At 45.9% G+C, this 15,612-nt stretch carries 9 protein-coding genes; 7 read left to right on the forward strand and 2 right to left on the reverse strand.

The genetic code is table 11. From position 1 onward, the window contains the following. Positions 1 to 192 precede the first annotated feature (192 nt). Positions 193 to 1,308 (reverse strand): response regulator, encoded by a 1,116-nt coding sequence (locus tag HQN88_RS12165; RefSeq protein WP_173111667.1) that lies wholly within the window; start codon positions 1,306 to 1,308, stop codon positions 193 to 195. Further along, entirely contained in the window at positions 1,289 to 3,037 is a 1,749-nt protein-coding gene (locus tag HQN88_RS12170; protein WP_173111670.1) for a sensor histidine kinase, read from the reverse strand. Before HQN88_RS12170 ends, HQN88_RS12165 begins: the two co-directional genes overlap by 20 nt. A gap of 245 nt (positions 3,038 to 3,282) precedes the next feature. On the opposite strand from HQN88_RS12170, the gene HQN88_RS12175 reads away from it, so the two are divergent. The 7 genes from HQN88_RS12175 (at position 3,283) to HQN88_RS12205 (ending at position 15,460) form a co-directional block, all read left to right on the forward strand. Next, positions 3,283 to 7,458 (forward strand): RCC1 domain-containing protein, encoded by a 4,176-nt coding sequence (locus tag HQN88_RS12175; RefSeq protein WP_173111673.1) that lies wholly within the window; start codon positions 3,283 to 3,285, stop codon positions 7,456 to 7,458. Positions 7,459 to 7,608: 150 nt separating this feature from the next. Further along, positions 7,609 to 8,349, forward strand: coding sequence for a LamG domain-containing protein (locus tag HQN88_RS12180; RefSeq protein WP_173111676.1), 741 nt, complete (start codon positions 7,609 to 7,611; stop codon positions 8,347 to 8,349). Between the two features lie 148 nt (positions 8,350 to 8,497). Then, positions 8,498 to 10,282: a sensor histidine kinase gene (locus tag HQN88_RS38355; protein ID WP_173111679.1), complete on the forward strand. Its 1,785-nt coding sequence runs from the start codon at positions 8,498 to 8,500 to the stop codon at positions 10,280 to 10,282. A gap of 2 nt (positions 10,283 to 10,284) precedes the next feature. Then, entirely contained in the window at positions 10,285 to 11,877 is a 1,593-nt protein-coding gene (locus HQN88_RS12190) for a response regulator (RefSeq protein ID WP_173111682.1), read from the forward strand. A 144-nt stretch (positions 11,878 to 12,021) separates the two neighbouring features. Then, positions 12,022 to 12,975 (forward strand): ABC transporter permease, encoded by a 954-nt coding sequence (locus HQN88_RS12195; protein ID WP_173111685.1) that lies wholly within the window; start codon positions 12,022 to 12,024, stop codon positions 12,973 to 12,975. Between the two features lie 26 nt (positions 12,976 to 13,001). Beyond that, positions 13,002 to 13,868: a carbohydrate ABC transporter permease gene (locus HQN88_RS12200; RefSeq protein ID WP_173111688.1), complete on the forward strand. Its 867-nt coding sequence runs from the start codon at positions 13,002 to 13,004 to the stop codon at positions 13,866 to 13,868. Positions 13,869 to 13,942: 74 nt separating this feature from the next. Further along, positions 13,943 to 15,460 carry an extracellular solute-binding protein gene (locus HQN88_RS12205; protein WP_173111691.1) on the forward strand — a complete coding sequence of 506 codons (1,518 nt, stop codon included), beginning with the start codon at positions 13,943 to 13,945 and terminating at the stop codon, positions 15,458 to 15,460. Positions 15,461 to 15,612 lie beyond the last annotated feature (152 nt).

Genomic DNA, 15,612 nt, shown 5'->3' on the forward strand with positions numbered 1-15,612 from the left:
AGTAGAGCGTCCTCCTGGATGATGGAATTAAAGGGCTTTTGACCCGTAGCGTACTTCCATCGTACAGAGGCGCTCCTTTTTTTACAAAGCTGAAATTTATCCATCTACAGGAATCTAACGGAGAGTAACGTGGTATTCCTATTGGAAATCGTGGACTACAATGTTCATTGCCCTAACACGAGAAGGTGATCACTAATATTGTTCATATAGTTGTTGAATAACCGACGAAGGCTGCAGGTCAAGCTCTTGAAGCAGCAATTGCTTGTAGTGCTCGTAATGGTTATGTAGGGACTGATGATCTCCTGTTGCTCCGTAGATATGCAACAGAAGAAGATTGGACTCTTCTTCAAATTCATTATGAGCTACAAGTTTTCTCGCAATTTGCGCCGCTTCCCTAAATTGCTGCCGAGTCAGTAACCAATTGGCGAGACGTTTGGCAAAGGAATCGTACATGATGGCCAACCGCTCATGTTCCACTGTTGCCCACACAAAGGAATTATTCTCGAACAGCTGCCCTGTAAACTGTTTCTCCAGATCGATGGCTGCTGTTATATTCCCTGCGTTGATATCAGATAGTTCCTTCACGTCCTGCTCAAATTGAATAAAATCAACATCTGCTTGATCCAAGTCTATACGATACTGCTCTTGAGCTGAAATGACCATTTCCTTGAACCCGTGCGGTGACAACGCCTTCCTAAGTTGATAAACTACCGTATTGAGGTAAGTTTCTGCATTCTTAAGTGGCCTCTCCGGGAAAATATCCTCCAAAATCCGGATTTTGGTTACGCTTCGCCCCCGGTTAACGAGCAAATAGGCGAATAATTCCATGCTTTTTTTGGAAATCCATTTCACAGCACCCATTTGCTTCGTACTGGCCTCGAGGCAACCCATCCCCCGAACCGTCAGTCGAGGAAGTAAGAGATCGGCAGCATCATCATCCGAAGAAGCACTCTGTCTGCTCGTTGCTTGTGCAATTGTCTGGGCCAGTCGGTTTCTAGAAATCGGCTTAACCATGTAGTCTAATGGATAGACATCGTAGGCATGAAGCGCAAACTCTGAATGTGAAGTAATAAACACGATGTCAAGTTCGGCACGAAGCGATCGCAAGCGGCGGGCTAGCTCTAATCCGTTATCCTCAGCAATCTTAATGTCTAGAAATGCTAGATCCACATCCCCGTTCCGCACGAAGTCTAGTACTTCCTCTGCATGCTGGAAGCTGCCAACGAGCTCCACGCCTTCTATCGTTGCTAACATTCGCTTCATTACGAACAACATGGCAGGCTCATCGTCAACTATGAGAACTTTCATCACGTTGTGCCCCTCTCATGGTGAAGTAAACGGTACTTCCTTGTCCTAATTGGCTCTCCACCCACATATTCCCGCCACTTCGCTGTACAAACTGTCGGCTTACGAGAAGTCCAAGTCCTGCGCCTTTTTCTCCCATTGTGCCGGGTATTGAATGAATCTGCTTGTAGCTAAATAGCTGACGAGTCTGTTCCTCTTTCATACCCATCCCATTATCGCGGACAGAAATGATTACCATGTTTCCCGATATCTCATCTTGTATATGGATAGAACCGCCTAAACCAGTAAATTTAATCGCGTTGGACAATAAATTGCGAATAATTAATCCAAGTGCTTCCCGATCCGCATACACCCGAGTGCCTAAGGTGATGTTATTATGCACCATAATCTGTTTGGCACCGCTTCTAATATGCAGTACATGGTAGCATTCCTCGACGACTTCAGATAATTCTAAGGACTGCGGACGAAGCGCCATGTCTTCCCGCTGGCTGCGAAACCATTCTAACAAGTTAGCAGTCATACCGAGTGTATTACGAATCTGGTCTCCCAGCATCTCAACGATCTCCCGGTGTTCTGTACCGAAACTGTCTCGATCATCTTCCAGCAATTCAACAAGTTGAAATTGCAAGGCCAGCGGACCCCGAATATCGTGCGACACGATCGTAAATAATTGATCTTTCAACAGGTTGAGCTGGGCAATCTGCTCCAGATTGCGCTGCTTCTCCGTAATATCAAAGATAAGCGAAATACTGCCTTCTCCCTGCCTGCGTAGTGTATGTAGTGGGTATACATTCACACTGTAGATTCTTCTTTCTCCGCCCAGCCAAGCATCAATCTCTATATTGCCTTGTTGCATAGATTGGCATAACGTAGCCCAATCGGGCCAAGATGACAATAGCTCCGAGATATTGCGACCGGAAATCGTTGCATAACCCAGCTCTGCAAACCAATGGGAAGCCTGTTTATTGTTATCAATAATCTTACCGGAAACATTCGCAATCAGAATACTCTCCTGCAGTGTATCAAGGACAATATTTCTGGCAAAAGGAGTGAGAGAAAAGAACTTGTACCGCAGTATAATGATTAGGACTAGCATGCCTAAGAAACCACAGTAGACCGACAATGGAAGTAACCATGACGACCATTCCGATTTAAATAATTTCACAATCTCGATGATAAACGTGAATGAGATCAGAAACAGAACCCACATCCCTGGGCTACGCAAATCTTTACGGGTATTCCGTATATACTGAAACAGAAAATAAAAACATACAGCCAAGATACTATAACAAATCATCGCGTAAGTAATAGAATAGATGGTTTTCGTTGTTAATAAATGACCATTAAAGAGTTCAATTTTACGATAGATTATATGAAGGTCTGCATCTAGCCACATCAGCATGGACCAAGTTGCGAATAACACGAACATCACAATCTTCCCTCGTGCGCGTAATAACTTATCATAGGCGACCAATTCAAGTACGAACAAGACAAAAAAAGGGACCATTAAATTTAACGCTGTTTGATGAATATTGCGGAAGAAAAGTTTCCCCATTAAGCTATAACTGTTACCCTCGCAAATCACACCACTTGCATAAATAATCCGGCATCCGATTACACCGATCAGATAGTTGATACCGCGCTCTTTTCTAAACCCATACACAAAGAAAAAGATGATACACATCATAATCACGGAAGCAATCATAAAAATATGTTGAATAGTTGTAGTCATTGAATAGATTCCTTATGTTTGACTTAAAGAGATTCATCTACCAGCTCACCAGCGCTCTCTTTCTATATATCGACCGTAAAGGTAGTTTCCATAAGGCTTTGAATGGCGATATAGTTGGCTTACTAGTTGCCAGGCACTATTCCTCTTCGTTTCTTTCATAATTCTTTCAGAGCGTGCTGTTACTATGAATTGAAACTGATTGAAGATGATTGTTCAATAATGTCGGATGAAGGAGAGAGTACATAGTGTTAACGTTGAATGTAAACTGGAGAAGAATCGTGTATCTTGTTTTGAGCTTGGTAGTGTTGTTCAGCACTATTGTTCCATTCGGTGTGCAATCAGTCTCCGCTTCACAAGATGGGATGAGAAGTTTGGCAGGTATACAGGTCTCAGCAGGAGAAAAGCACTCTCTTGCATTAAAAGCAGATGGCACGGTCGTCGCGTGGGGTAACAACACGAAAGGCCAAACAACCGTGCCAGTGGGCATGAGTGGTGTGATGTCGATTGCCGCAGGATGGCAATATTCGCTGGCGTTGAAATCGGACGGTACAGTTGTCGGATGGGGAGATAATACGGAAGGCCAAAGAACAGTCCCGGGTGGCCTGAGCGGTGTGATAGCGATTGCCGCAGGATGGCAACATTCGCTGGCGTTGAAATCAGATGGTACTGTCGTTGGATGGGGAAATAATGATGAGGGTCAAGCCAGTGTACCGAGTGGTCTGACCGATGTGGTAGCGATATCCGCAGGACGGCTGCATTCGCTAGCGCTGAAATCAGATGGTACCGTCGTCGCGTGGGGAAATAATGATGAGGGTCAAGTCAGCGTGTTAGTGGGTCTGAACAATGTGGTGGCGATTGCAGCGGGGGCGTTTCATTCGCTCGCACTGAAATCGAATGGCACGGTCGTCGCTTGGGGATTAGATAATCATAATCAATCGAGTGTGCCGGCAGGCTTGGAGGATGTGGTGTCAGTAGCTGCAGGAGAAAAACATTCGCTTGCACTGAAATCGGATGGTACCATCATCGGATGGGGAGACAATACGGAAGGCCAATTGACCGTGACGGTAGGCCTGAGCGACGCAATAGCAATCTCCGCAGGGGGGAAGCATTCACTTGCGTTCAAATCGGACGGCACAGTCGTTGCTTGGGGAGACGGCAGTGACAGTAAGACAACTGTTCCGGTGGGGCTATCTTCGCCAATCAAAGGAAATGGCATCTCGGCAGGGTTAAATTCTTCGCTAGCGCTGAAATCAGATGGCACCGTCGCTGGTTGGGGGCTCAATATTGGTGGTCAAGCAACCGTACCGAATGGACTGAACAACGTAGTGGACATCTCTGCTGGTGGCTACCATTCACTTGCCCTGAAGTCGGATGGCACCGTCGTCGTCTGGGGAAGTAATATTGATGGTCAAAAAAGCGTGCCTGGCGGATTGAGCAGCGTCGTGGCAATCTCCGCGGGAGCGAGACATTCGCTAGCGCTGAAATCAGACGGTACCGTTGTCGCCTGGGGGGGGAATACTGACGGTCAAAGCACCGTGCCGGTTGGTCTGAAAGATGTGGTGGCGATTGCCGCAGGAGGTACGCCATCGAGTTCTTTTGAGGTGAGTCATTCGTTGGCTTTGAAATCGGATGGCACCGTCGTCGCATGGGGAAGCAACTTTCCTAGTAACCAAAGTATCGTGCCAGTCGGTCTGAGCGGAGTGGTGGCGATCGCTGCAGGGGACTCCCATTCGCTAGCGCTGAAATCAGACGGTACAATTGTTGCCTGGGGGCACAATACGCTTGGTCAAATAACTGTGCCTAGCGGACTGAACGGCGTGGTGGCGATCGCTGCAGGAGACTCCCATTCGCTAGCACTGAAATCAGACGGTACCGTCGTTGCTTGGGGAAACAGCGCTTCTGGTCTAAGCAGTATACCTAGCGGACTGAACGGCGTGGTGGCGATCGCAGCGGGAGCATACCATTCACTTGCAATAAAAGCAGATGGCACGATCGTCGGATGGGGGCGTGACAATTTTAGTCAACGGACCGCTCCAGGAGATGCCAAGCTGAGCGGCTTAACTTTGCAGGAAGGGAACTTTACAGAAGCCTTTAACCCCACCGTCACGGCTTACACGTATTATTATGACGGTCACTCGCAGCCTAGTGTCCATGTAACACCGATCCTTGCGGACACGGGTCAAACAGTCATGTACGTGAACAATGAGCTGTTGCCAAGTGGCGGCACGAAGACGATTAACCTAGCAGGAGTAACCACGGACACGGTTATCCCAGTGCGTGTCGAGCCCTATTTGCTGCCCAGTCAAACGTATACAATTACACTAGAGATTGATGAAACGCCTCCGAGTGTGCAGTTTGGTACGAATGGACGTATAGACGCGGCGAAAACGGCAGCAACCGTGGTAACGGTTAGCGATACGCAAAGTGGTGTAGATACTACCTCACTGACTTATGCGTGGACACAAGGATTAGCGGCTCCGACAAGTGGCTGGTCGACCTTCAGCAATTTGGATACGTTTAGCCAGACAAGCGGGGATGGCAACTGGTACTTGCATATTCGTGCAACAGACAATGTGGGCAATGTGAAGGATGCTGTTTCAAGCCCATTTGTACTGGATAATACGGCACCAACAACAACACTATCCAGTTCAGCAAGCGGTACTGTAAACGCCGCCTTTCTGGTAACGATTACCTTTAGCGAAGGCGTTAATGGCTTGGCTGAGAATGAGCTTGTCGTCGGAAATGGCACAGCATCAGATTTAGTTTCTGTAAGTGCGGCTACCTACACAGCGAGTATTACGCCAATGACGAGTGGTCAGGTTGTGACAGTAGCGGTTGGAGCTGCGGCAGCAGCCGATGCGGTAGGGAATGACAATACAGCGTCTAATACGTTGAGCTTACTGTACGATACGACGCAGCCTGTTGTTGCTTTTGGCGGCTTCACAGATCAACAACAATTTGCTACACCCCCAGATGAAGTATCCGTTTCAGTCAGCGAGGCCGTATACTGGATCGCTGGAGGAGCCCAGCTCACAGCGGCAAATGCGCTTTCGCTGATCAGTATGAAGAAGGACGGGAGCAGCTTCTCCACTTTTACGCCAAGCTATGACGAGCCTTCTCGAACATTTACTCTAAGCTTTAATGGCATGCTGGATGATGGTGTATACGAGGTTATTGTTGCTGGGAATGTGGTTAAGAACGTCATTCACAATACGCTTGACGCAGCCAATGCCAGCTTCATCGTTGCTGTGCCTGCGGTGATAAGTATATCTGCCAATACGGTAAGCTTACCGAGTGCCGGAGGCAGTACAACGGTTACAGTGACAGGCACCAACCTAATCGGGCAGACGCTCAAGGTCTACGTTGACGGCGTTGAAGCAGAGGCGGCAACAGTCAGTAGTAATACGAACGCAGAAGCAACCATTACTCTTCCTTACAATGGGACTCAGTCTGTTAGAAATCATAGTTTAACTGTTTATCTGAACGGCGTAGAAGTTACAGGCCAAGAAGTTGGGGTTACAGTAAGTGCAGCGCCGTCTCAGGAAATATCTCTATCCAGCAATGCTGAGTTGGCTAAATTAACCGTGGATATCTCAGGCAAGCCACTGGGCCTATCGCCTGCATTCACACCCGGGACTAGAATGTATACAGCAGAGACAGATGCTGAACAGGTCGAGCTGCACTTAGCTTCATCTGACTCCAGCGCAATTATTAAATTGCTGGGTGAACGTGTAGGCGAGACAAGTACCGTTCCATTAGTAATAGGATCCAATGTTCTGAAGATTGCGGTTCAAGCTGAGGATGGAACTGTGGCAAACTATACGCTAACAATTAATCGTATGGCTCCATCAGTTCCATCGACGCCATCGGCCTCAGGGTGTCCGTTTACGGATATTGGGAAGCATTGGGCTAAGCTGGAGATTTGTGAGGCGGCAGAGCTGGGAATTGTGGTTGGCGTGAGTGCTGACACTTTCGTGCCTGATGGTTATGTAACGCGGACGGAATTTGCCGCCATGCTGCTTAGAGCTCTTCGAATTGACAAGAGCAACGACGAGGGCGATCTTCCTTTCAGCGATAAGAACAGCATTCCGGAATGGGCGCGCACGACGATCTGGACAGCAGTAGACAAAGGGATTCTCGATGGGTATTCAGACGGGACATTAAAGCCGAATCAGACAGTAAATCGGACAGAGATGGCTGCGATGGTCGCTAAAGTGATGAATTGGAACGCTAGTAATGAGAAAAGCCTAGCCTTCGCTGATGAGGCAAGCATTCCAGCTTGGGCCAAGGCTCATGTTGAAACAATCCGTGAACGAGGGATTCTGGTCGGACGGGCAGGGAATCAATTCGTGCCAAATGGCGTTGCAACAAGAGCGGAAGCTGCCGTCATGCTTTTACGGTTTTGGAAATTTCTTAAGTAATACGATAGCACGTAAGTAGAAGCTGTCCCAGTCTGTCTACGTAATGACATTACGGGTAGCCCCGCCTTAGAATCATACAAAAAAACGTAGAATTGGCATTGGTAGATTGCCGAGCATCCCTGTAAACTTAGAAGCAAAGGGGGATTGTCTATGTTTTTGGATAGTAAGCTTGTCGTTGAACATCCAGCTTTGATTTCGTTTTGGGACTTTCAAGGAGAAGATGATCTCGCAGCCCAAGGGCCATATGCGTACAGACTTGAGGAGATGACGGAAGACATAGCTCGTCCTACAGATGGCGTGTTTGGCCCGAAATCGCTATCGATTGAGCTTGGTCAATGGCTTCGGATCCCGCGCGCGGAATGTCCAGCACTGAACTTTCACGGTTATGGCGTGAAGATGACGATCATAGCGTGGATTAAACGGAAGTCTATTGAATCCGGTCATTGCCAAGCGGTTGCTGGCATGTGGAATGAAACGCAGAGGCAGAGACAGTATTGTCTATTCTTGAATCTGAGGATTTGGGACAGTGCAGAGCAAGTTTGTGGTCACGTTTCCTGTAGCGGAGGTCCCACACCGGGTCATCCATACTGCATGACTTCGGCGATCGGAGCAACTCCGGTACGGACTGACGAGTGGGTCCAGGTGGCATTTACCTATGACGGTTGTTTCTCCAAGGTGTATCTCGATGGAACGCTTGACGCTAGGCTTGCGTTTAACCCGTTTCCCTACTTCCATGGGATCTACGATGGTGGAGAGAACGGATCCGATTTCACGGTTGGCGCTGTCCACCGGTCTGGCGAGATGGGCAATTTCTTCGCTGGTTCGCTTGGAGGTTTGGCTGTGTATGGGGACGTACTCAGCGAAAAGGATTTGTTGGCACTGGTGCCGTAGTGATCTGTTTTAAGCTAAATCTATAGCGACCACACTGCTTTGGACCTGCCCGACATGTAGTCGGGCAGGTTTTTCAATTGTTGTAACAATTCTCCTTTAATCTAGACAGGTTTCGGATTAGAATGATGAAAAAAGGAGGTAGGCCAATGTGCTTCTTCGCCAGAAATTTCAAAAATCAATTCAGTTTAAATTAACGACGCTGTTTCTTCTCATCCTGCTCCCGTTAGTGTCGGTCAGTTTGTTCGGCAATCAGATGTCCCAATCCATCCTAAAAAGGCAGATCGGCGATCGGGTACACGCTTCTATTTTAACCTCTGTCGGATACTTGGATTTAATCGTGCAAAATGTGGGACAGATGTCTTTCCTTATTAGCACAGATAAGAATGTCAATGAGGTTCTCAGTAGAATTACGAAGGAAATCTCCAGTGAAAGCTTGTATGAGCTTAGAAAAGTTCAGCAACAATTCTCAGCGATTATTAATGTGAATCCAATGGTACAGGAGATGTCGGTTCTACATGGCAGCACGGGGAATGCCCTATCCTACGAAACGGGAATTGTGCATGTTGATCACGTGTACGAACAGCCGTGGTACCAGGAAGCGGTACGGGCCAACGGAGCTATGATTATTTATGTGCCAGATCCGCAAGTAAGAAGAATCCAACCCTATTGGAAAGAGGATCGCATCTATTTTATTCGCATCATGGATCCCTATAATTTGGAATCGCAGGAGAAGGATCTCGTCATCACAGCTATTGCGAAGTCGGCTTTAATGGATATTGTCGAACCGCTTATTCCATCCAATAAGACAGAGCTGAGTTTATCTTATAAAGGCAAGCCAGTTATTGTTCAATCTGCGAGTGAGCAGTCGGATGAGTCTAAGTTGTTTTCCCATTCATCTGGACAAATGGCGTCTGGGTGGGAACTAACGATTAAACAGCAAGAGCAGGAAATTTTGAAATCCAATTATCAAATTCGTGATTTTACATATGTGATTATGCTAGTAAGCATTTTGCTGGCTTTTTCCATTTCGATTTTCGTTTACAGTGGGATTTCGAAGCCGTTATTTCGCCTATCTTCCCAAATGAAACAAGTCAGTATCGGAAATTTAAATGCCTTCGTACAGCATCAACGGCAAGATGAGCTTGGGTATGTCATGAATACTTTCAATACGATGGTTAGCACCCAAAAGCAGTTAATTGAAGATGGATATGAAAAGGAATTGCACCTGGCCAAGTCACAGTTTAGGCTGCTTCAGTCCCAAATCAATCCCCATTTTCTGTATAACACACTCGATTGTATTTACACGGTTTCGGAAGAGCATGATGTGCATGAGGTCAGCGAAATGGTGATGAATTTAGCCAACTTTTTCAGGGTCAGCCTCGGCAAAGGACGTGAGACCTTTACAGTGGAGGAAACGCTTGAGCACCTTATGTATTATATTCGCATTCAACAAATACGACTGCTGGATCGATTTACGGTTAACGTAACGGTACAGCCAGAAGCGAGGAAAGTTCCCCTGCTCAGACTGTTGCTTCAGCCATTAATCGAGAATGCGATCGTACATGGCTTGGAAAAGGTTGCAGGAAAAGGGGCTCTCACGCTCACGATTACCCTTGAGGAGCAGCGCCTTCATATTGTCATTCAGGATACGGGCATAGGGCTGAAGGAAGATGCGCTCGATGCATTACAAGAAGAACTAGCCAAAATTGGCGAGGGTCAAGCGAATATGCTCGTAAGAGAAGAGCAATCCACTTCGGTGCAATTTTTTGCTTTGAAAAATGTGAAATCCCGATTAAAGCTATTTTATGGGGAACAAGCTGATCTAGGCATTGAGAGTATAGCTGGCGAAGGAACGAATGTGACGGTCATGCTGCCGGTTAATAGTAATTCCGCTGAGAAGGCTCAAATTCAAATACATGAAAGCGAGGCATAAAGATGAAGCTGCTTATTGTGGAAGATGAAGTCAGATTGCGAGATCGGATTGCCGAAGGCATTGCGTGGGAACAGAATGGTATAGAACTGATTGGAGCCGTGGGGACTGGTGAGGAAGCTCTGCGATTGGTGGAGAAAATAGGAGCGGACATTGTTCTGACGGATATCCAAATGCCCGTGATGAGCGGATTAGAGTTGGCTCGTGTGTTGCAGCAGCAACATCGGCATATCAAATTGATCGTGCTGACTGGACATGATGAGTTCGATTACGCGAGAGAAAGCATCGAATACGGGGTGAGCAAATATGTGCTCAAGCCAGCAAGCAACGATAGTATTTTGGTGACCGTTCTTGATGCAGCCAGCAAGAGAAGGATGGAGTTAGAAGAGCAGCATCAGTATGATCTGCTGAAGGAAAGGTGGAAGACGCATCTCCCTCGTCTGCATGAAGCCTTTTATCGGAATTGGCTAACAGGCAGTTATGCGAGCTGGGAGCTGGATAAGCGGGGCGAAGAGGTGCATCTGAAACTGCCGGAACAGCTGTATATTCCCGTTATTTTGGATATCGATCCACTCAATGAGGACGATACACGTTTTCTGCCATCAGACCGATCGCTGCTGTTATTTTCGTTAAACACGATAGCGAAGGAACGTCTAGTTGAAGCATCAGCGTTCATTTTTCAGGATACAAATGGGACTACTGTCGTCTTGTTTATGGGAAGTGTGGACGACAATCGAATGGACTTCTATCAATGTGTTAATCATGCGGTTACCGATGTATTGACGATGACAAAAGATAGCTTGAAAATTACCGCGAGCGCAGGAATCGGTCCAATTGTTGCTGCTAAGGAGCTGCTGCCTGATGCTTATTTAAAAGCAAAAATGGCCCTACAGACACGGATCGTTTACGGGCATAACATTGCGATTACGTTTCATGAAGATCAAGCTGCTGCGAATAAATGGACTTCTTTAGCAGATATGGAGAAGCAACTGGAAACTTCGTTTGAGCTGGGGGATGAGCATCAGGCCAAAGAGGTGGCGGGCCAGATGATTCGTTCGGCTTTTGCGACGGGCAGCGTGAATGAAGTGCGAGAATTTCTAATTCACATCAGCGGTATGCTTTCAAGGTTTATTCATGCTAGACAGTGGCTGCTAGCGGAGGTGACGGGTGACGATTATCCGTTTTTCGAGAGTCTAAATCAACTGCTTACGAGAGAACAAATCCAGGAATGGATTATTCGCGTCATTGGCCGAATCTGTCTTTTTGTGAATGAAAGCCGAAAAAGCAGCACCAAACAATCCGTCACGGATATTCTGAAATTTATCGACGCCAGATTGCATGAAGATATTAGCTTATACCAAATATCAGAAATTTTATTTATGAATTCATCTTATTTGAGCCGCTTGTTCAAAGAAGAGATGGGGATGTCGTTCACAGATTATGTCCTCGAACGCAAAATGGAGCGGGCCAAAGCCTTACTGGTTCAAGGCGCAAAGGTGTATGAAGCAGCGGAACAAGTGGGCTTTCGGCATGTTAATTATTTTTCTAAGGCGTTCCAGAAGTATTGGGGAATGAAACCAGGAGACCTGAACAAGTAGGCTATCCTATCAATGTTTTGGAAGATGGAAGTCATGAAAGTTGCATAGGATGTCATGCCAGTAGCATTGGAAACGTATTCAGCCCTCTGTAAGATAAGAGTATCGAAAGCAGCACGATCACTTATCTGACAGAGGAGGGGCACCATGAACACCAACATTTCATCAACGCGAACCGTTCAGCCAACACGCGTTAAAACCAACTTGTGGAAAACCGTGGCCAAGCATTGGGACTTATACTTGATGTCCATTCCGGGACTCATCTTTCTAATTATTTTCCGGTACACACCGATGTATGGAGTCGTCATTGCCTTCAAGGACTACAATATTATTCAAGGCGTGATGGACAGTCCATGGATCGGTTTAGAGCATTTTCGAACGTTATTCGCCTATGACGAGTTTCCCAAGGTCATTCGAAATACGTTAGTAATCAGTTTAATGAAGCTGGTATTCGGCTTTCCAGCCCCGATTGTCCTAGCTATTTTAGTCAATGAAATGAGACATGTTTTCCTTAAAAGGACGATCCAAACGATCACTTACATCCCTCATTTCATCTCTTGGGTCGTGGTCGGTGGTATCGCGATTGATCTTTTATCGCCAAGCTCAGGCATCGTAAACTCGCTTATTAAAGCGTTCGGCGTCGAACCGATCTTTTTCATGGCGGATCCTGGTAAATTCCGTTGGGTTCTGGTGTTAACCGAAATCTGGAAGGAAAGCGGATGGGCAGCGATCATCTATTTGGCAGCCATACTTGGAATTAATACAGAGCTCTATCAAGCCTCCATTATGGATGGTGCCAATCGCTTTAAACAAATTTGGCATATCATGATCCCTGGCATGCGTTCTACAATCATTGTGATCCTTCTGCTTAGAATCGGCCATCTCTTGGACGCTGGTCTGGAGCAGGTGCTGATTATGTACAATCCTGCGGTCTACGATGTATCTGATATTATTGACACCTACGTCTTCCGGGAAGCTTTTGGCAAAATGGAATTTGGTCTTACGTCGGCAGCCGGCCTTTTTAAATCCGTGATCGGTTGTATCCTGCTGGTTTGTGCCAACTGGTTTGCTAGGAGAATGGGTGAAGAAGGTGTCTATTAATCAGATGAAGGAAGGAGATCGCTCCAATGATTTATTCAAAAGGTGAGAAATTTTTCGGGTGGCTGAATTATATGTGCCTATCGCTGCTTGGCTTATCTATGCTGCTGCCATTTATACATTTATTAGCAAAAGCGCTAAGTGATGAATCCTATGTACTGGCTCATGAGATCACATTTTGGCCTAAAGAAATGCACTTCGATTCATTTGCTTATGTGCTGAATAACCAACAATTTATTAAGACATTTGGCAATTCCGTCTTTATTACGCTCGTAGGTACATTACTGAGTCTGCTCATTACGTTGCTAGCAGCGTATCCCTTATCCAAGGTTGGCTTTCCAGGACGTCGATTCATTCTATTTTTATATGTGCTAACGATGTTTTTCAGTGGCGGTATCATTCCAACGTATCTGGTCGTGAAAGGAATCGGCATGACGAATACGATCTGGTCCATGATCATTCCGACACTCGTTGCGCCTTTTAATTTGATCTTAATGCGAAGTTTCTTTATGGGTATTCCAGATGCTTTAGATGAGTCTGCTAAAATAGATGGTGCTTCGAACACGCGTATCTTATTTTCGATTTATGTGCCTTTGTCGATGTCTTCAATCGCCACGATCTCGATGTTCTATGCAGTCGGCTATTGGAACAACTTCTTCAGTGCCATGTTGTACATCACAGACCGCAATCTCATGCCATTGCAAGTCTATTTGATGTCCATCATTCAAGATGAGAACAATATCAGTATGAGTAATGTAGAGGCCTTGATGAATTCCGCACCAGAATCCATCCGAGCAGCGACGATCATCGCAGCGGTTGTGCCTATTCTGCTGATCTATCCGTTCCTGCAGAAATATTTTGTAAAGGGTGCTTTAGTAGGAGCTGTTAAGGAGTAAGGACGCAGTTGTGGGTTCAAGGGGACGCCCTTCATATAGAACCAGGATCTACTTATAAATAAGGAGGTTGCAAGATGAAGAGAGAAAGAAAAAAAGTATTCGTTTCATTAATTGCCCTATCCATGTTAGCTGTAGGTTGTTCGTCCAATGGAGGCGATAACGCGCAGCCATCATCTTCTGCGGGATCAACAACTGCCACAACAGCATCAGCCTCACCCAAGAATAAAAATGTTAAAATTGTGACGGTTTACAATGCGGCAGCGGAAACATTTAAAAGTGGGATGGAGCTCAATAATAATCCGATTTTTGCCTTGCATCAACAGAAATCGGGTTATAATCCGACGTTTGAATTGTTGCCCAAAGATGATTCCAAACAAAAGATTTCTTTGATCTTAGCTTCTGGCGATGTGCCAGATTGGCTGCCGATCGGAAGTAAGGAAGATTTCTACAAGCTTGCTCGTCAAGGCGCCTTCATGCCTTTGGATGATTTGATCAAGAAAGCACCTAATTACCAAAAACTGCTCTCTAAGGAAGAGTTGGATGTAGGGCGAGTGGATGGCAAACTATACGCTTTTCCTTACCCGAATACGACTTCATTGGCTAAAGGATTACTACTTCGAACTGATTTGCTAACAGAGCTGAATCTCAAACAGCCAACGACGCTCGATGAGTATTATCAAGTTTTCAAAACAATCAAAGAGAAAAAAGGGATGATTCCGTTTACCTTTGCTGCAGGAGGTCCAGAAGACATTGATACCTCATTAGGATCCATTGCAGGTGCCTTCGGAGTCAGTTCCAGAACCGTTGTGAAGAACGGCAAGCTGGAGTTTGCGTATACACAGCCGGAATATAAAGAATTTCTGACTTTTATGAAAAAGCTCTATGATGAAGGGCTCGTTGATCGGGAGTTTGCCGTTACCAAAATTTCCAACGTTAAAGACAAGATCATTGGCGGGCAAGCAGCATCAGCCGATATCGCCTGGTGGGAAGCAAAAACGATTGCTGACACATTAGCTACTAAAATACCGACAGCCAAAACGCAATACACAACGTTACCTGTTGGTGCATCCGGCAAATCGGGCATTATTCAAGAGGCGGTAACCAATCGCTTCTCAACGATTCCGAAAGGAGCCAAAAATCCGGAAGGCATGGTGGAATTCCTCAATTACTTCTCGTCACCTGAGGCGCTAAAACTCCAGGATTACGGTATAGAAGGCACGGATTATAAAGTGGAGAATGGTAAGGTAAATCAAACGGTTGAACAAAGCACAGCTATTGGCTGGAGAATTCTGTATCAAATTATGGATACGAAAGAGAATTTCCAGAATCGACTAGCGGCTAAAGGCTTCGTTCCTTACTATGAACCGTTAACCAAAAATGCACAGGTAAAAGAAGAGACATTCTATGCTCCTTCCATTGATGCTTATGATAAAAAGCTTACCGATCTAACTACGTTCAAAAATGAGAATGTTGTCAAGTTTATTATGGGTGCTCGGAATTTAAATGAATTCGACACATTTGTTAAGGAATTTAACTCCCGTGGAGGCACGGCAGCTATTGACGCGATGAATGAATGGTATACGAAAAAATAATGATTATCCTTATGAAATCCCGGCCTAGGTTCAGCCTAAGGCTGGGAGGGAACAGGGCTGTTCGGTACTAACATTAATTTACTGAATATTCAGACTAAATTATTTGTTCTGCGGACAGCTTTATTTTCTGATGCAAGAAATAGCGCTTACAA

Source organism: Paenibacillus qinlingensis, assembly GCF_013204845.1.
GTDB lineage: Bacteria > Bacillota > Bacilli > Paenibacillales > NBRC-103111 > Paenibacillus_E > Paenibacillus_E qinlingensis.

Coding starts and splice junctions, on each gene's coding strand:
- HQN88_RS12165 (WP_173111667.1), bottom strand. CDS start 1,308: ATGAAAGTTCTCATAGTTGACGATGAGCCTGCCATGTTGTTCGTAATG.
- HQN88_RS12170 (WP_173111670.1), bottom strand. CDS start 3,037: ATGACTACAACTATTCAACATATTTTTATGATTGCTTCCGTGATTATG.
- HQN88_RS12180 (WP_173111676.1), top strand. CDS start 7,609: ATGTTTTTGGATAGTAAGCTTGTCGTTGAACATCCAGCTTTGATTTCG.
- HQN88_RS12190 (WP_173111682.1), top strand. CDS start 10,285: ATGAAGCTGCTTATTGTGGAAGATGAAGTCAGATTGCGAGATCGGATT.
- HQN88_RS12195 (WP_173111685.1), top strand. CDS start 12,022: ATGAACACCAACATTTCATCAACGCGAACCGTTCAGCCAACACGCGTT.
- HQN88_RS12200 (WP_173111688.1), top strand. CDS start 13,002: ATGATTTATTCAAAAGGTGAGAAATTTTTCGGGTGGCTGAATTATATG.
- HQN88_RS12205 (WP_173111691.1), top strand. CDS start 13,943: ATGAAGAGAGAAAGAAAAAAAGTATTCGTTTCATTAATTGCCCTATCC.